Source organism: Dorea sp. AM58-8 (assembly GCF_003464045.1).
GTDB classification, from domain to species: domain Bacteria; phylum Bacillota; class Clostridia; order Lachnospirales; family Lachnospiraceae; genus Claveliimonas; species Claveliimonas ammoniilytica.
In genome coordinates this window covers 21,693-38,867 of sequence record NZ_QSDM01000004.1, presented here as the reverse complement: position 1 = coordinate 38,867, position 17,175 = coordinate 21,693, and the positions used below count along the sequence as shown (strand labels likewise).

General features: G+C 43.1%; 17 protein-coding genes and 1 pseudogene. 3 read left to right on the top strand and 15 right to left on the bottom strand.

Translation table 11 applies throughout. From position 1 onward, the window contains the following. Positions 1-45: 45 nt before the first annotated feature. From DXA18_RS17300 to DXA18_RS15520, 4 genes and pseudogenes are all read right to left on the bottom strand, one after another. Positions 46-1,076 (bottom strand): annotated as a pseudogene (locus DXA18_RS17300) (molybdopterin-binding protein). 20 nt (positions 1,077-1,096) lie between these two features. After that, positions 1,097-1,444 carry a winged helix-turn-helix domain-containing protein gene (locus DXA18_RS04515; RefSeq protein ID WP_118382870.1) on the bottom strand — a complete coding sequence of 116 codons (348 nt, stop codon included), beginning with the start codon at positions 1,442-1,444 and terminating at the stop codon, positions 1,097-1,099. Between the two features lie 192 nt (positions 1,445-1,636). Next, on the bottom strand, positions 1,637-2,257 hold the full coding sequence (locus tag DXA18_RS04510; protein WP_330424404.1) for a DUF1847 domain-containing protein: 621 nt from the start codon (positions 2,255-2,257) through the stop codon (positions 1,637-1,639). 61 nt (positions 2,258-2,318) lie between these two features. After that, a complete protein-coding gene (locus DXA18_RS15520; protein ID WP_147345571.1) occupies positions 2,319-2,510 on the bottom strand; it encodes a DUF6472 family protein in 192 nt (63 codons plus the stop codon). Between the two features lie 84 nt (positions 2,511-2,594). Between DXA18_RS15520 and DXA18_RS04505 the strand changes: the two genes are divergently transcribed. After that, on the top strand, positions 2,595-3,275 hold the full coding sequence (locus DXA18_RS04505) for a TIGR00266 family protein (protein ID WP_118382869.1): 681 nt from the start codon (positions 2,595-2,597) through the stop codon (positions 3,273-3,275). Positions 3,276-3,349: 74 nt separating this feature from the next. On the opposite strand, the gene DXA18_RS04500 is transcribed toward DXA18_RS04505, so the two are convergent. The 5 genes from DXA18_RS04500 to DXA18_RS04480 all read right to left on the bottom strand — a co-directional run bounded on the left by DXA18_RS04500 (position 3,350) and on the right by DXA18_RS04480 (position 7,514). After that, the gene (locus DXA18_RS04500; protein WP_118382868.1) at positions 3,350-4,072 is read right to left on the bottom strand and encodes a zinc ribbon domain-containing protein; all 723 of its coding nucleotides are present in this window, start codon (positions 4,070-4,072) and stop codon (positions 3,350-3,352) included. Positions 4,073-4,243: 171 nt separating this feature from the next. Further along, the gene (gene prfH / locus DXA18_RS04495) at positions 4,244-4,834 is read right to left on the bottom strand and encodes a peptide chain release factor H (protein ID WP_118382867.1); all 591 of its coding nucleotides are present in this window, start codon (positions 4,832-4,834) and stop codon (positions 4,244-4,246) included. A gap of 29 nt (positions 4,835-4,863) precedes the next feature. Further along, entirely contained in the window at positions 4,864-5,154 is a 291-nt protein-coding gene (locus DXA18_RS04490) for a hypothetical protein (RefSeq protein WP_118382866.1), read from the bottom strand. Positions 5,155-5,242: 88 nt separating this feature from the next. Further along, on the bottom strand, positions 5,243-6,352 hold the full coding sequence (locus DXA18_RS04485) for an RtcB family protein (protein ID WP_118382865.1): 1,110 nt from the start codon (positions 6,350-6,352) through the stop codon (positions 5,243-5,245). Between the two features lie 772 nt (positions 6,353-7,124). After that, complete coding sequence (locus tag DXA18_RS04480) at positions 7,125-7,514, bottom strand: thioesterase family protein (protein ID WP_118382864.1); 390 nt, start codon at positions 7,512-7,514, stop codon at positions 7,125-7,127. Between the two features lie 871 nt (positions 7,515-8,385). Here DXA18_RS04480 and DXA18_RS04475 point away from each other — a divergent pair. Next, positions 8,386-8,877, top strand: coding sequence for a QueT transporter family protein (locus DXA18_RS04475; RefSeq protein ID WP_118382863.1), 492 nt, complete (start codon positions 8,386-8,388; stop codon positions 8,875-8,877). A 54-nt stretch (positions 8,878-8,931) separates the two neighbouring features. Here DXA18_RS04475 and DXA18_RS04470 read toward each other — a convergent pair whose 3' ends face one another. The 6 genes from DXA18_RS04470 to DXA18_RS04450 all read right to left on the bottom strand — a co-directional run bounded on the left by DXA18_RS04470 (position 8,932) and on the right by DXA18_RS04450 (position 16,338). Next, positions 8,932-11,247 (bottom strand): hypothetical protein, encoded by a 2,316-nt coding sequence (locus DXA18_RS04470; RefSeq protein WP_243007032.1) that lies wholly within the window; start codon positions 11,245-11,247, stop codon positions 8,932-8,934. Beyond that, entirely contained in the window at positions 11,232-11,378 is a 147-nt protein-coding gene (locus DXA18_RS16045) for a hypothetical protein (RefSeq protein WP_243007031.1), read from the bottom strand. The genes DXA18_RS04470 and DXA18_RS16045 overlap by 16 nt, the downstream gene beginning before the upstream one ends. A gap of 4 nt (positions 11,379-11,382) precedes the next feature. Next, positions 11,383-12,537: a class I SAM-dependent methyltransferase gene (locus DXA18_RS04465; RefSeq protein ID WP_118383020.1), complete on the bottom strand. Its 1,155-nt coding sequence runs from the start codon at positions 12,535-12,537 to the stop codon at positions 11,383-11,385. Positions 12,538-12,618: 81 nt separating this feature from the next. After that, positions 12,619-15,183, bottom strand: coding sequence for a sensor histidine kinase (locus DXA18_RS04460; protein ID WP_118382862.1), 2,565 nt, complete (start codon positions 15,181-15,183; stop codon positions 12,619-12,621). 36 nt (positions 15,184-15,219) lie between these two features. Beyond that, the gene (locus DXA18_RS04455) at positions 15,220-15,918 is read right to left on the bottom strand and encodes a response regulator transcription factor (protein ID WP_118382861.1); all 699 of its coding nucleotides are present in this window, start codon (positions 15,916-15,918) and stop codon (positions 15,220-15,222) included. A gap of 129 nt (positions 15,919-16,047) precedes the next feature. Beyond that, complete coding sequence (locus tag DXA18_RS04450; RefSeq protein WP_118382860.1) at positions 16,048-16,338, bottom strand: hypothetical protein; 291 nt, start codon at positions 16,336-16,338, stop codon at positions 16,048-16,050. 204 nt (positions 16,339-16,542) lie between these two features. Here DXA18_RS04450 and DXA18_RS04445 point away from each other — a divergent pair, with 204 nt between their 5' ends. Then, a complete protein-coding gene (locus DXA18_RS04445; RefSeq protein ID WP_118382859.1) occupies positions 16,543-16,875 on the top strand; it encodes a sporulation initiation factor Spo0A C-terminal domain-containing protein in 333 nt (110 codons plus the stop codon). Positions 16,876-17,175 lie beyond the last annotated feature (300 nt).

Below are 17,175 nucleotides of genomic sequence, written 5' to 3'. Positions count from 1 at the left end.
CTTTCGCTGATCATTTTCTGATATTAATCCCTGATAGTCCGACAGTTATCTGCTTCCGCATTTGCCAAATCCACAGTTCGGGAATGTACATATCGGACAGTTCAGACACAAACCACCTTCACCCAGAAGATCCAGATCTTCTTTGGTAAGGATCTCTCCTGCCATAATTCTCGGCAGCACTAAGTCAAACACAGTTCTCTTTGCATACATAACACATCCCGGCAACCCCATCACCGGCAAATCGCCTCCGTAATATGCCAGCAAAAACATTGCTCCCGGAAGTACCGGTGCGCCATAGCTTACTACATTGCCGGTTACGTTCTTAATTGCAAGCGGTGTACGGTCATCCGGATCCACACTCATGCCTCCAGTACAGAGGATCATGTTGCACCCTCTTTTTAACAGGTCATGGATTGCATCCTCAATCATTTCCGGTTTATCATCACAGATCTCATGTCCTGCGATCTCTGCTCCGTATTCGGTCACCTTGTCAATGATCACCGGTGTAAATGTATCCTGAATCCGTCCATGATACACTTCACTTCCGGTCGTTACGATTCCTACTTTTTTCTGTTCATATGGGAGGATGTGAAATATGGCTCCTTACCGGCCACTTCCTTTGCACGGTTCATCTTCTCCTCTTCAATGACCAGAGGAATCACTCTCGTGCCCGCGATCTTATCTCCCTTTTTTACCGGGAAATTACCATGGCGACTGGCAATCATCATCTCACCAAGTGCATTCACTGCGCGAAGTTTTTCACCATTGATCTTCAATACACCGTCACAATCCGCGATCAGTTCAATCTTACCTTCCTTCACTTCAGATGGATGCATGTGCTCACCCTGACTGATCTCCCGAAGGATCTCTGCCGCCTCATTTTCATGAAGCATACCTTCCTGCTTTTCCCATACATATAGGTTCTCTTTACCCACAGACAGAAGTACCGGAATATCTTCTTCCGTCACGATATGACCTTTGCGGAATACCGCATCCTTCGTCACACCTTTGATGATCTGTGTAATATCGTGGCACAATACATGTCCCACTGCATCTTCTGTCCTGATTAATTTCATTACCGAATCCTCCTGTACTGCTATTCTCTGTTCAACCAGTCTCCGCCAAAATATTTATCAAATGTTGTTTCCGTATATTTCTCAATCTCTGCTGTCATATGGCGGTAATTATCTATCAAAAGTTTACCTTCTTTCGTCAATTCAGCTCCGCCGCCCCCGGCTCCACCAGTCCATCTGCGCACTGCAGACACTCCAAGCTGCCGCTCGATGCCTCTCAGCATCCTGCTGCCCTTACTATATGAAAGTCCCATCTCCGTGCACGCCGATTGCAGGGAACCTGTCTGCTCAATCAGTTCCAGCAATTCACACACGCCGGGGCCAAAAAATTTGTCTTCTGCCCGTAATTCTACCTTAATATGTGGAAACATTTGCTCTCCTATCCGTTCGTCATTTAAAAACCGAACGCTTTTCTAAGCATTTATTATGCTATATTTTCTTCTCAGTTGCAAGAAGGAAATTAAGCGGCTTAAATTAAACTATACTAACACAGGCTATGATTAATCAAACAACTTTTATTAGTAATCAAAACGTTTGATTAATCACAGCCTGCGATTCTTACGTTATTTTTTCAATTTATCTTTGTAATACGTCTCTGCGGTATACAATGCCGCTACCGGATTATGACCCAACACACGATCCTTTGTCACTGCTGTCGTACACAGCGCATTCGAATATTTGTAAAACAGACTATCATGCCCAACGCACAATCCCACGACCACATTCAATTCCGTGCCAGCTTCATTCAGCATCTTCGCCTGCAGAATCGGATTGCACATATTCGCTCCCACTGCATTACATTCCTCCGGGATTCCCACCGACGTCTTCTTCTGTGCACCTGCCTTACAGGCAATGCCATACACTTCGAATCCATTGTCCCGAAAAATACGTGCCAACGTCCGACTCTCGTTCAACAGACCTACGCATGTTGCAATGCCAAGCTTCTTCATATGCATATTTTCCGCAAATGCCATGATCTCCTGCACTCTGGTGTACTGACAATAATGCTCGTACTCCACTCTCGCTGCCGCAACGGACACTTCTCGGTTCTCTTTCTCTTCATAACAGGCCATTGCATCCGCAAGTACCTCATCCGGCATATGCTCTGTTGCACAGAACTCCGGATACTTTCCTTTTCCTGTGTTACATTTCTTTATAGCACAGTCCACACATGAATGTTCCATCCTGATCCCCATCCTCTCTCATTTCACATTCTTACATCTGCCCGCATCTGCAATCATCGGATTACATCTGGTGTCTCACGATCTTATAGTCATCATTTGACCGATAATATGGACATTCTTTATAATTACTGTTCACGAACCGGTAATACTCATCCTCGTCCAGATTCACATCACAGTAATATTCTTCCTCATCGTCATCATATACATAATTTGAACAAAACTCACAGCTTGCCGCCATATTATACTCCTCCATTTACTGATCTTCTTTTCTCGATATTGGTAGACCATATGCCTTAACTATACTATAATAAAAGAAAAAGCGAAAGAGGTGGCTACTATGAAATATGAAATCCAAGGTGAAACATTACCGGTTGTTATCTGTCAGCTGGCTGATGGAGAACGCATGATTACAGAGGGCGGTGCCATGTCATGGATGTCTCCGAATATGAAAATGGAAACAACCAGCAACGGCGGCATCGGCAAAGCATTCGGGCGCGCAGTCAGCGGTGAGAAGCTGTTCCAGAATGTCTACACTGCAACGAACGGTAACGGCATGATCGCATTTGCATCCTGCTTCCCGGGATCTATCCGCGCATTCCAGATTACACCAGGTAATGAGATGATCTTCCAGAAGAAATCATTCCTCGCCAGCGAAGCAGGCGTTACACTCTCCATGCATTTCCGTAAGAAGATCGGATCCGGTCTCTTCGGCGGTGAAGGCTTCATCATGCAGAAGGTCAGCGGTCAGGGCATTGTATTTGCCGAATTCGACGGACACGTAGTGGAATACAATCTTCAGCCTGGTCAGCAGATCATCGTCGACACCGGACACCTTGCAGCCATGGATGCCACCTGTAATATGGACGTACAGGCTGTGCCTGGCATGAAAAATATGCTTTTCGGCGGTGAAGGCATCTTTAACACTGTCATAACCGGACCGGGACGCATATGGCTCCAGACCATGCCGATCAGCAATGTAGCCGGAGCAATCCGTCCATACATTCCAACCGGCAAATAATATATAACATTAAAAATGACTTCTTTCCTGTTCTCTCTCAGGTAAAGAAGTCATTTTCATAACATTATTATTTTCTATAACATTCCCAGCGATTCTACATCCAGATACCAGGAGCCTCTTATCTTAATCAGCGGTATGTTCTCTACCGTATCCTGGCTGAATCCAAGTGCAGTGATGGTAAATTTAACACTAACGTTCTTGGCAGCCGATACTCTGACACCAGCCTCCTTGTACTCTTCTTTCAGACTCTTTAACTCATCACCTTTGACATCTTGTGCATCCTGAATCTCATAGTCTACATCTACTGCCGTACTGATCAGATTACTTCCCAATGAATCGTTCCATTCATTCTGCAACAATTCATGTGCCTGCTCCAGAAGTTCCTTCTTAGATCCGGTATATCCTTCCTGCTCCAATGCATATACGATTACTTCCTTTGGAATCAGATCAAAGAATTCTTCGATATCAGCATCATTCATTGCATCCACCATATCTTCGATCGTGTCTTCGTAACTTCTGCCACCAATTCCAATTACCCGGGTAAAGAATACTGCTGAAGCAATCAATGCTACCACAACCACTGCTACAATCGCAATCATCGCACCGTTGCGTTTGCCCTTAGGCTTACGCGGCATCGCTCCCGGCTGTCCCATCGGCGGCGGTGTCGGATTCCCATTCTGTCCACCATTCACGGAACCACCACCGTTCACAGATGGTCCACTGCTCATCGGTGTGCCGCAGTTACGACAGAATCTCGCATCATCTGGATTTTTCGTACCACACTTTCTACAAAACACTCTCTCGTCCTCCTCTTCTCACGTACTTCAACTCTCATCCTGTCATGAATACCATTTGTTCAAATGATATTGCATGTATTATTCTATAATTACATAATACGTGGTTAAGAAGGATTTTTCAAGGTTTTTCCCATCCTACATACGGATTCCACTTTATCCAATTTACGTTCTTTATCTCTTTCGCTTAAATCCCTCTCCTTCATATACTCTGACCGGATTACCTCTCACAATCTTCGTATGCTCTCTCCATGCAGAATTAACCTGTTTCTGTTTTTCTGCCAGTTCTCTCTGGCTCAAGATTACATTCAATTTTTCCAATGCATCTTTTTTATTTGCATACTGACTTCTCTCGGACGTGGATGTTACCGTGATACCCGTCGGAATATGTATCAGGCGCACACCCGTTTCCACTTTATTCACATTCTGCCCGCCTTTTCCGCCGGAATGAAATCTCTCAAACCGGATATCCTGATCCTTACAAATGTTTTTCATTTCCGGGATAATACTCACATCTACAAACCAGTTTTTCCGCTTATGATTCGGTCGAAATGGACTTCTGCATATCCATTGAATGCTTCCTTCCAAGTCTGACAAATCCCGTTCTGTGGTAAATATAATAGACGTGTAACACCCTTTTTCTCTTGCTTCATGTGCGGATAAAAATTCTATATCCGGGTATTCCTTTTTTAATGCTTCATATAATTTCAACACCGCCAGTTCACACTCTGACGGTCCCTGTCCTGAACTCAACTGTACAATCATTGCTATCTCCTATTTTTCTGTGTGCATCGTCAGTTATCCTGCCAGGAATCATATCGTTTTTCTCTCCGTTCCCCCAGCCATTTGAGTCTGAGTGCCATCACACCTGCTATCAACCAGAAGATGCCGTATACTATTCCAAATATAACGCCCTCTCCAACCATATATAACAGTGCTCTCACTCGACCTTTTTGTTGCTTCAGACTACGATATCTGGCTTTCCGCGATGCTTTTCTTGCCTTCCGATTCTCACGCAATGCGCAATATCCGAACACAACTTCTTCTGTTTTGTCTACTGCTTTTTTCCATTTTTCATCATCCATGTCTTATACTGTTCCTCCGTTTTGTTCCCATCGGTTAATTCCAGTATATGGATGTGGGATGACACATTTTGTCATGCCAAAATATTTTTTAATTATCGTTACCAGCCTTAAAGTTATAAACTGGATGAAGTACCTGCGTAATATCCACCGTATCCTCCACTGCTTCTTTAATCATTTCCATATTTCGATATGCAAATGGTGCCTCATCCAGTGTCTCTTTTCCAATGCAGGAACAGTAAATACCCTTCATTTCTTTCTTAAAACCGGACACCGTATACTGATTCTTTACCTCGCTTCGCTTGAAAATTCGCCCTGATCCGTGCGGTGCAGAATAATTCCAGTCTGGATTTCCCTTTCCGATTCCCATCAAAATGCCATCCCTCATATTGATCGGGATTACCACTTTTTCACCTTCTCTGGCTGAAATTGCACCTTTTCTCAAGATACCATCTTTATCGATATAGTTATGACACACGGATATGCTCTCCTGCATTTTCCACTTCATGCCTTTTGCCAGCTCTTCCATGATCACCTGGCGGTTGAGTTCCGCATATTCCTGCACAACCTGAAGATCATGCAGATAATCTTCCTTCAACCTGCCCGTAAGCCATGTAAGTTCATAAGGAACCTCTATGCCCTGCTCTTTCAGTTCTCTTTGACCGCATTTCAGATAATATTCCGTCACTTCTTTTCCAAGATGTCTGCTCCCACTGTGAACCGCGACATACATCGATCCATCGTCATCCCGATCTAACTCAATGAAATGATTGCCGCCGCCCAGTGTGCCGAGACTTCTTCCTGCCCGATCCGCATGGATATTGTGAAAGCACCGCAGACTTTCATAGTCAAATTCTGCACTCCGGCGGTGTGCTTTTCCGCGAATATTACCGCCTGACGGTACATTTTCCCGGATTACTGTATCCAATTTCTGGAACTCTGCTTTCTTCTGTTTTAATTTCGTTAATGTGATTCCGCATCCAATATCAATTCCCACAAGGTTTGGTAATACGCGTTCTCCCACCGTCATCGTAAGTCCGATAGTTCCAACTTTACCCGGGTGCACATCTGGCATCACCCGAATTGTGCTCCCTGCGGAAACTTTGTTATCACAGATCATCTGGATCTGCGCCACCGCGTATTCTTCTACCTGTTCTGAAAATATTTCTGCTGATGCATAGACTCCGTTTATTATTCCCATATGTCCTCTTCCTCTGAGGTGCTTAATATACAAATCATCAGATGTGCCATAAGGCACATTTTGAGATTGTATGCGGTCGTCAAGGTCTCGAGCAAGCTCGGACTTTGACTCGTCGTAATACAAAAAAAGCACCTCTGAAACACAGAGATACAGACATAAAATCCTAACCGGATATAGATATATAATGAATTAAAATATGATTATATATTCAGACCCTCGGTAAGGAAAATCTGTTCTCTCATTATCAAAGTTACTGTCGTATTAAATGTATTATTCTGTCTCATGTGATTCTCCTCCTTTCGAATCTGTATTGTTATCGTTGACGACTAGAGTATACGCTCTGGTGTTTTGATTTGTCAACACTTTTTCATTTAATTCTCTTTTTTATGTTTTTCTTGTGATATTCGTAAAACTTTTGCAATTTACTAGAAACAAATAGACGTCTAACCAAACATATGATATACTCATTATGTTGCCGTCTCTATACTGGTAGCAGTAAGGAGGTGAATCACATGGATTTATTCGCTTCTCTTATTGTCACTGTTATGGGTGGTGTAATTTGCCATTACATCATCAAATGGCTGAGCAATGACAACTAGTCGGTAATGAGCCTACGGAGTTAAACCCTTCCGTTTCTCAAATGGGAACAGAAAACCCCAGTGCTGCAACACTGGGGTTTTTGATGTTTGTAGTCAAATCACATGAACTACTTCACTTCTCTTTGCCTATTGGCATTATAGCATATGCATTTTCATAATACAATATGCAATATCTATGAATCTTTTTTCATATTCGCTTTTTTCTGGAACTTCTCATTCTGGATAATAAAACGCTCATGAGTGCCCTCTCCGATAACTCCCTTTTCATCATACGCTTTTACATGAAAAGTAAGCTTTCTTCCATCTATTTCTGTAAGTTCACTCTCACATGTTACTTTCATCCCAAGCGGAGTCGGTGCGCTATGTGCTACATTCAAGCTGATTCCTACTGTACCGCAGCCTTCATCCAGTTCGTCAGAAACGCTCGTCCATGCAGTCTTTTCCATCAATGCGATCATTGCCGGAGTCGCAAATACATCCAGCGTACCACTTCCCATTGTCTTGGCAGAATTTGTTTCATCTGCTATTACTTCCTGTTTCCCTTTCATTCCAATTTCTAACATTATTTTTCTCCTTGCGTTTTGTTATCAAATATGATATATCATAGCTGTAAAGAGGGAATTTGCAAGCGGCTACCCGATTATAAGTTAAAGCTATTTATTACAGCAGCCGTCATTATTCACAGTAATGGCGACCTTTTACGTTTAGCTTTTAAACCTCTCATAGCAGAGACCTACAAAGGCAACAATGAATATACAAAACTGAATTAAGTCAGAATATGCAATCATCGTATTGCCCTCCTTTCTTTCGTCTGGAGGGTGTCTTATCCCTCTGTGAAGAAGGGTAGCCGCCTGACTTTGATTTCCCTGCAGATATTCTATCACACTTCTAATCCGCGTTCAAAATTTTGTAATCCAATTGTATTTTTTTATTTCTTGTTATATTTTATATCTTACTCGTGTCCCGTTGCAGCTCCTTTCTCAGCGTATGTCTTTCTTTCTATTTATTTCCGCACTGAAACAGCAACCACCACTTCGATATTAATTCGATACTATCCAATACATATCCCTATTGCATCCCGCTACCGGATATGCTATATTTGAGATACAAAAAGAGCAACCGCCCACAAGGTGGGTTGACCTCGAAGTATATGGAATATAGGAACTCCACCCTTTCGCTCGCCAAAGTTCCGGGGTGGTTTTCTATGCCTTAATACATTATCTGATAAACGTAAATATGAATGTCAGTAATGCAAGAATAAACATACCAAAATTTGAACAACCCTTGAATTTCTCTATCACCCATGTTATACTATCACCCGTTACAAAGCCCTAAAAAACAAGGTCTAATAAGGGTTTCGCCGATTCCCGGCGTAAAATGAATCGTGTGTTCGTGACCTTCCACACGTAAAACAAAACTAAAGGAGAACTGAATATGAAGAACAAGAATGTAACATTTCTGACCCAGGCAGCGATGATCGCTGCAATCTACGTGGTGCTCACTTATGTATTTGCACCATTTTCATTTGGAGAAGTACAGATCCGTATTTCTGAGGCACTGACTATCCTGCCATTATTTACACCGGCTGCAATTCCGGGATTATTTGTAGGATGTCTGGTTGGTAATATCCTTGGCGGAGCAATCCTTCCTGATATTATCTTTGGAAGTATTGCGACTCTGATTGGTGCGATCGGCACTTATATGCTGAGACAGCAGAGACCGGTATTCGGTACATTACCGCCGATCATCGCTAATATCGTGATCGTGCCATTTGTACTGCGTTACGGATATGGCGTGGCTCTTCCGATTCCATTTATGATGCTGACCGTCGGCATTGGTGAAGTAGCTTCCTGCCTTGTACTGGGTCTGGTATTATACACTGCTTTAAGTCGTTATCGGAATACATTATTCCATCCGGCAGTTTAACTCGGAACAAAAAATCTCCCCAGCGAACACTTTATCGCTGAGGAGGTTTTTATTTTACTCTTCTGCCTTCTTCAGATATCCTACATATGCATTGCCGCTGCTCTGCATGATCTGATCCATCTCTTCCTGCGTCACGGTCTTGCTCTCGCCGTTCTCCGAATCCACATAAGTCACATGACTTTCATCGTATCCTGTCAGAATGATTGCAGAAGCTCCGTTACGCACACCGATGACCGGTGTATCCTTGTTGATCAGATACAACATTTCTTCAACTGTGCATCCTGTGAGTTCCAGCACTTTCTGATCTGACATATTACCAGCTGCCTCCAGCGCCGATGTACCGGATGCAAGTGCATTCTGCAGTTCACTGACCGCTGACGCCTGACTGGTGGACAGATCATAGACCAGATAACGGTTGCCACGCTCCCATACGTACTGTCCTTTTGCGTCAATGACAACTCCGCTGACACTGTCCGCTTTGCGGATGGCTTCTCCAGCTGTTTTGTAGATACCCTGGAGCTGTCCGGTTCCATATACATAATAACCGTTTTCTTTTACTTCTTTACCAAAAGACGGTAATGCTGGTTCGTCCTGTACAACCTGTTTCGGCTTCAATACTTTCGCAGATTTGTCCTTGATGCCATCCGCATAAGTCAGACGCATCTGTGTCTCCTTCAGATCTGTCACATAAGATTCCAGCATGATATTGCTTTCTTTCTTTTCCTGATTGCTGGAAATATAATCTGCTGCCGCCGATGTATAGGTATCGCCATTCTTCTGGACACGGTTCAGCGTGATCATTCCGTCATCAATCTCCGTGCTTAAAATGTAATAACCATCACTGCTGTAAGTCTTAATAACTTTGTCTGCATCACTGCGGATCTCAATCTGATACATTGCAACAGCCTGTTCACCGCTGATGGTCTTACCGATATCATCAAGTTTCGCCAGACCTGACACGAAATCATTGCCCACAAATCCAAGTGGGATCATACACTCATCGTCTGCACTCTTTACCTGATATTCACTGCCATCCGACAGATTCATGACCGTCACTTCTGTCGAAGATGTCACATCATCACCTGTCTGATATGCCAGCCATTTACCATTATCTGACACCACATACTGACCATCTTTCAATCCATCAAGCAGCACTTCATCATAATCCTTCTTAATACTGATCTCATGAAGTGCCCCGTCTGCCAGCATGTATAGCTTATTCGTCTTGGTATTGTAATATTTCAACGTATCCAGTTCACTTCCCGCGATTGCAGCTGACTTGTTGCTGGATACGAATGCCTTTTCTTCAATACTGTTGGTCTCGATATTATAGTAATAAACGACAACTCCCACATATCCTTCGTGTTCGCCGCGGTTCATATATCCGGATACCGAAAATGTTGTATTGCCTTTTTTGTCCATATTCAGAATCTGGATCTTATGATCCGATACCTTATTACGGACATCCGCATTTTCCGCATCACGAAAACTGAACAACAGCGACAGCTGATCCTGCTCTTTGTCATAATTCCACAGCTCATCCGCCTGCACAAATGCTACAATCTTGCCGTCAGAACTAACCACATACGGAACATCCGGATCAGTAATTCCAAGCAGGATTCCTTTTTCACTCAATACATTCTTACTTCCGTCAAAGATCTGTTCCATTGTACGGTCATAATTCAACAGATACATCTGTCCGTTATTCTTGCGCACGCGGAAAAATTCTCTGACCGTATACATATCCGTCTCATTCTCTTCTCCGGTACAGCTTACATCGTATTCCAGAAGCACGGATGTATAAGAACTGTTGGTCTCTGTAATCTTCCAGCGTTCACCGCCTGTCACCTGTGGTGCAAGATTCCCCCAGGTCACCTGATCGTATGATGAATGAATGGTCACATGGGAAAATGTAGAATTGGCATCCTCATCATCCTGCTCCAGTGCTGCTCCTACGCCTGCATTCTCCACCTTTTTCAAGGCATTCTCATGAAAATTATATACGTAATCCAGGCAATCCGTCAGATTAAAGTCCGTCGGATTCACAATTCTTGTATAGTAATAAACAGACTTGCCGTCTGCATGCAGGGTAAGCACCAGCATCCGCTCTTCTGACAGCAGATTCTGATCAAAGCTCAGATCCATCTGATCTTTTACCTTACTGATCTTATCCTCGCTCAGCTTCTTTTTACCGTCTAATGTATAAACCGCATAATTAACAGCGGTTACTTTTGTCTCGTCCGCTTCCAGATTCATCGTCAGCTTCTTACCACTGATCGGCGTGACAGAATCCCGCATTGTGGTAATATCCATCTCTTCCGAATAAGCATTTAACGCATTGACTCCATATCCATCTACGGTAAAATACACCCGAGGTAGTACGGCATTGCGAGATCTTCCATCATATCATCGTTACCACGAGTGGTCATATATTCAAATACGACGACTGCGATGATAAATATCGCCGCCAGTACGCCGACGTGTATCGCTTTTTTCTTCATTTATCTATTCAGCTCCTCTAAGTTCATCCAGCAACTGCCCCAGTGTCGGTGTAATGTGAAGCGCATTCTCACAGGATTCGATTGCTTCCTGGTTATCCTTTCTCTTGCCGGTCTTGACCGCCCGGATCAGGATATTCTTCGGAGTATGTTCCATATCAATAAATTCCAGAATCTGGGTGCGGTATCCTTCCCGCTCCAGATACTGCGCCCGTATGGCATCCGTGATCAACGCTGCCATACGCTCTTTGATCAGTCCATATTCAAAAACCGGTGCCAGCACATCATTCTTTATCTGGCGGTTCAACTCATGCTGACAGCATGGCACAGACAGGATCACTTTTGCATTCCATCCTACTGCTTTCGCCAGCGCAAAGTCTGTCGCCGTATCACACGCATGCAGTGTCACTACCATATCTACCGCATCTACTCCTGTATAGTCTGCGATATTTCCTTCCAGAAAATGCAATTTTTTATAACCATATTTTTCACTTAATTCATTACAGTGACGGATCACATCCTTCTTCAGATCCAGACCGATAATGCGGATATCATATCCTTTTAATTCATGCAGATAGTAATACATGGCAAATGTAAGATACGACTTGCCACATCCAAAGTCAAGGATCGTAACCTCCCGATCCTTTGGAAGTTCCGGAAGAATGTCCTCAACAAATTCCAGAAATCGGTTGATCTGGCGGAACTTGTCGAATCTGGCATGCACCACTTTTCCTTCCTGCGTCATCACGCCAAGATCTGTGAGAAATGGCACTGCAGTTCCCTCTTCCAGCACATACTGCTTCTTGCGGTTATGGGACATGCTCACCATCTTCACCGGTTCCTTGCGCATTTTCTTCTTAATTGTTACTTTTCCTTTCTTGCTGACAAGTACGGTGTAAGACGCTGCTCTGGTGTCCATCTGCATCTGACGCATCTCCTGCATGAACCGAAGCACTTCTTCTGCTGCCGCCTCCGGTTCCAGATTCTTGTGAAATGCCTGATTACCACGGAAAATCTCTAACTGAAAGAAAAGTGTGTCCTTCTTCATAAGTGGACGCACTTTCACTTTTGCTGTTCCGTCTTTGGTACGGGGTCCGCTCAATACTGCAGACATAAAATCTATATTCATCTGTTCTTTTAATAATGTTCTTAAATTCTCCATGCTGACATTATATCTGATTTTCACCTTTCCGTAAACACAAAAGATTGCGGGCATCTGCTCCTGCAGACACCCACAATCATTCTAATCATTTATCCTTGCAAATGTAATGGTTACACGGAACAGATCTCCGTCCAGATACAGTTCAAATTTGGCGTTCATGAGTTTCGCAAGATCTCTTGCAATGGAAAGTCCCAGTCCGCTTCCTTCGGTGCTTCTGGATACATCGCCCCGGATAAAACGCTCCGTCAGCTCATCCGCGCTGATATTTAACGGCTGCTCGGATACATTTTTCAGTGAGAATACTACTTCAGTCCCGGTCAGTTTCAGATCTGCATAGATCCGACTTCCCTCCAGCGCATATTTGGCCGCATTATTATAGATATTTTCCAGAATACGCCAGGTCCTTCTTCCATCTGCCCAGACATATGCCGGCTCTTCCGGCAGATTCAAAATTTCTTTCAGATCACGCTTCTCAAATTTCTCTGCAAATTCGCCGCTGGTCTGCTGGATCATTTCCGTCAGGTTCAGCTTCATACAGTTCAGCACTACATTGCCGCTGCTGACCTTGGATGCCTCCACCACGTCTTCTGTCAGCGTCTTAAGTCGCTGTGCTTTTGCCTCCAGCACTTCGAGATAACTCTGGATCTTCGGATCCTGAATATTTTCCCGCTTCATCAGATCAATGTAATTGATGATTGACGTGAGCGGCGTCTTGATATCATGAGACACATTCGTGATCAGATCCGTCTTCAATCGTTCATTCTTCATGCCCGCCTCTACCGCAGCATCCAGACCATCACCGATACGGTTAATACTCTCTGCTATATCCTTCTGCTCACCTTTCAGCCCTTTCAGCGGAATCTTGTAATCCACCTGACCTTCTGCAATCCTATGAATGCCTTTAACGATCTGTTTCCTTCCTGCCGCCTGCAACACCACATAGATAAATGCCGCCACGTCTGCTGCAATAGCGATCAGCAAAAAAATTCCATATCCGCTCGCCCAAAAAAACTGCGTTATGATAAATGCGATCATGATGAGACACTGTCGTCCTACCGCAGGTATCATGCGAAAGAATGCATATGCATGAATACCCAGCCACCGGAGAACACTCCTCTTCCATAGGCTTCTGGCTTTGATCCTGCGGATCAGGCTCAGATATCCTAACATGAAAAACGCACAGGTTCCAAATCCAAGGATTCCTATTCCAATCAGCATCGGCACACTTGCCCCCGGCGACCATCCCAGATAAGTGATCTCGTCTGACCATACAATATTGCTCAGATAGTCCGCCACATTCAGCATGATTGCTGCGAAGATCCCCCACAGTCCCACTACAATGATTGCTCCAACCTCAGTCGGCAACTTATCAAAGCCTATCAAATATAATTCCGTATCTTCCGGCTTTCTTCCCACCACGATCGTCAGCCAGATTATACATACCATCAACAATAAACCTGATAATATTGCTCCTGCTAATGCAACTCCGATACCGGCCTGATAATAACTGTAGCTGTGGCTTTCATAATAGAATGCATCCTGTACCGGATACTTCGTATCCACACCCATCACAAATACAAAATCCTGAGGATCTGTCACCAGACGATTATGATAATTGCAATCGCTGTATAGTAGACCCGTCACGTTACCTTTAAACTGCGACGCCCTCGCGCCAACCAGCACATATTTATCCAGCATTTCGATTTTCTTCACACTGTCATCCAGATTATCAAAATCCGCATACTCTTTCCGGTTTGTATAAATCGTCTTTTTATCCCGATCCGCATACAAATACGTTACATTACTGCTATTCTCTTCATATCCGGAAAGCATACTGTCATATGCCTGTTTTTCCACATTAATAATACTAAGTACATTCCAGATCTGGGTAAATGCCTGATCAAGATTACCATTCCACTCCGGATTATGATTCACAATGTCCAGTACATTCTCTGCATCGATTGGCGAACAGGTCTCTTCTACCCATGTACCATCATAATCCCAGCAATCCACATATCGTACTGCATTGTCCTGATCTACTACCGTCAGCTTAGAATCTCTATTTTCTTCATAGTATTCTCCGTCCTGCAGTTCCTGCAGAATACTGGAGGAACTATTGTCTTCCGTTTCGTTAATAAATTTCAATTCGCCGCTGTCGATCTTAGACTTAAAATCACTAAAATAATAATACTCATACGTAGAATCCGGCTTCTTACATACTAAAATCTCATTCTCTCCCGAACTTCCATATTGATCCGAATTGATATCTCCATCATATATTTTTTCTTCCCAATCAATCAGATCGGATAATCTATATGCAAGACCATGTTCATTTTTACCATCAATCGGTTGGCTGTTACTGACATTCTGGATATCTACGATTTTATCACCATCAAATTCACCATCCGTCTCGAACTGTTCTTTTGCCTCCAATCCTGCGAGGATGTCTGCATACTGATTCATAAATGTCTCTGCAAACCCCTGTGTATCTTCGTATTGTACATTGTCCCCTTTTAATACATTTGCCGCAGCCCTGGGACATGAAATAATCCAAACCATGCTGATGATCAGAATAACTGCTATCACCTGTGTAAAGCCTATAAGGATCCCTTTTATCCAGCTGCTCTTATACCATTCTTTCTTCATATTGACTCCGTTCTGCTGACAAACGTCAGCTTATAATCAGAGCTTTTCCACCTTATAGCCTACTCCCCAGACTACTTTCAGATATCTTGGATCCTTTGGATTAATCTCAATCTTTTCACGGATATGACGGATATGTACCGCGACCGTATTATCCGCACCCAAAGCCTCCTCATTCCAGATACTTTCATATATCTGTTCGATTGAAAAAACTCGTCCCTGATTCTTCACTAATAGTAATAATATGTTATATTCTATCGGCGTTAGTTTTATCGGTTCGCCGTCTACTGTGACCATTTTCTGATCATCATTGATCACTAGCCCACCGGTGCTGTATACCGCTTCGTTCTCTTTGACTCCGGCTGTACTGCCAAGTTTCGTGAATCTGCGAATCTGTGACTTCACTCTCGCAACCAGTTCCAGTGGGTTAAATGGTTTCGTCACATAATCATCAGCCCCGATATTCAGTCCCAGAATCTTATCTGCATCCTCTGATTTTGCGGAAAGGATAATAATCGGCATATTATTCTTCTCGCGGATCTTCAATGTTGCCCGGATTCCATCAAGTTTCGGCATCATCACATCCATAATAAGCAGATCAAACTGTTCCTTTTCCAGCATCTGGATTGCCTCCGCTCCATCATAAGCCTTTTTGATCTCATATCCCTCCTGGGACAGATATATCTCAATCGCATCTACGATTGCTTTATCATCATCACATACTAATATTTTAGACATTTTTATCACCTCACTCTCACTATAAAGCATCCTCTTAAGAAGTTCAATCAGGAAGAACTGTCAAGAAGTTTTATTCGCCTTACAACGACAGCATAACAATAATTTTTTAATATCCATAAATGGAATTTCTTAAGGATTTTTAAAAATTCTTACAGGTCCTTCGATGTGATATCCTTCGATCATACCTTTAAGCTCTCTCTTCTCTGCCTCAGCATCTCTTCCCGTTACGGCATAAGATGTCCAATATACACCAAACGGAATCCCCAATTTCTCACAGCAGTCCGCATTTGCCCGAAAGAGCCGGTCCACTTCACCACCATGACCTGCACATAACATAACGCCATGTATGTCTGCTTTTTTCACCATTTCCCAGTTAACCTCTCCCATGTTTTCGTTAACAAACACCGTATATTTTCCCATAATTTAACTCCATTTTTCTGCTTACTGTTATTATATGAACTATTTTTGGTAATGTGATACAAATTTCATTCAATAATATGTGCTTTTTTGACTCATATGCACGAAAATTATTTACAAATGGCGATAAAATGAATTATCATATAGTTACGGTACTTGTATTACGGCTACGAATATTCAGATGGCTCGGTGAAAGGAGTCGATGATATGAGAGATATACAAAAACTGGTTCGTTCCTTGGGTATTGGTGGAAATTATCAGGGATACCGGTATTTATTGTATGCCCTCTCCCTCTGCCTCCAGAATGAAGATTACCTGTTAAGCGTGAGCAAGCTGTTATATCCGGAGATTGCTCATACTTACCAGACCTCTGCAAGCAGTGTAGAGCGAAATCTACGTACCGTTGTATCCGTCTGTTGGGAACGTGGAAACCGTCCCCTATTGGAATCCATCTCTCTTTGTCCCCTCTCCTCGAAACCAACTATCGGCGAATTTCTGGACATACTCACTGAATACCTAAAGGATTCTGCAAAAAATTAATCGCTTCCAACTCTATGTATCTATTTTTTGTGGCACTAACAGACTGTATTTATGCCATATTTTTCATTTTGTTAAGAGGTTTTTAAGACTTTTTCGATTTCTTTTAGAGAATCAACATATTTCTGACATATTTGGCTATTATAATAAATGTCAGATAGTTGATAAAACATCAGCTATCTCCCCCTCATAAAGTACTAACCAATGATTTTGGTGACGCACTTTACTCTCATTCCTTTAGATAACTATAACAACGACGAAGGGCGTGAATTTTACAATTCACGCCCTTTCGCTGTAGATCAG

What these genes read in the sequence shown, in the direction of transcription:
- DXA18_RS04445 (WP_118382859.1), top strand. Translation starts at nt 16,543, where the DNA reads ATGAGAGATATACAAAAACTGGTTCGTTCCTTGGGTATTGGTGGAAAT.
- DXA18_RS04450 (WP_118382860.1), bottom strand. Translation starts at nt 16,338, where the DNA reads ATGGGAAAATATACGGTGTTTGTTAACGAAAACATGGGAGAGGTTAAC.
- DXA18_RS16045 (WP_243007031.1), bottom strand. Translation starts at nt 11,378, where the DNA reads ATGAAGAAAAAAGCGATACACGTCGGCGTACTGGCGGCGATATTTATC.
- DXA18_RS04475 (WP_118382863.1), top strand. Translation starts at nt 8,386, where the DNA reads ATGAAGAACAAGAATGTAACATTTCTGACCCAGGCAGCGATGATCGCT.
- prfH (WP_118382867.1), bottom strand. Translation starts at nt 4,834, where the DNA reads ATGATTGTACAGTTGAGTTCAGGACAGGGACCGTCAGAGTGTGAACTG.
- DXA18_RS04485 (WP_118382865.1), bottom strand. Translation starts at nt 6,352, where the DNA reads ATGGGAATAATAAACGGAGTCTATGCATCAGCAGAAATATTTTCAGAA.
- DXA18_RS04465 (WP_118383020.1), bottom strand. Translation starts at nt 12,537, where the DNA reads ATGGAGAATTTAAGAACATTATTAAAAGAACAGATGAATATAGATTTT.
- DXA18_RS04510 (WP_330424404.1), bottom strand. Translation starts at nt 2,257, where the DNA reads ATGGAACATTCATGTGTGGACTGTGCTATAAAGAAATGTAACACAGGA.
- DXA18_RS15520 (WP_147345571.1), bottom strand. Translation starts at nt 2,510, where the DNA reads ATGGAGGAGTATAATATGGCGGCAAGCTGTGAGTTTTGTTCAAATTAT.
- DXA18_RS04505 (WP_118382869.1), top strand. Translation starts at nt 2,595, where the DNA reads ATGAAATATGAAATCCAAGGTGAAACATTACCGGTTGTTATCTGTCAG.
- DXA18_RS04480 (WP_118382864.1), bottom strand. Translation starts at nt 7,514, where the DNA reads ATGTTAGAAATTGGAATGAAAGGGAAACAGGAAGTAATAGCAGATGAA.
- DXA18_RS04460 (WP_118382862.1), bottom strand. Translation starts at nt 15,183, where the DNA reads ATGAAGAAAGAATGGTATAAGAGCAGCTGGATAAAAGGGATCCTTATA.
- DXA18_RS04490 (WP_118382866.1), bottom strand. Translation starts at nt 5,154, where the DNA reads ATGGATGATGAAAAATGGAAAAAAGCAGTAGACAAAACAGAAGAAGTT.
- DXA18_RS04515 (WP_118382870.1), bottom strand. Translation starts at nt 1,444, where the DNA reads ATGTTTCCACATATTAAGGTAGAATTACGGGCAGAAGACAAATTTTTT.
- DXA18_RS04455 (WP_118382861.1), bottom strand. Translation starts at nt 15,918, where the DNA reads ATGTCTAAAATATTAGTATGTGATGATGATAAAGCAATCGTAGATGCG.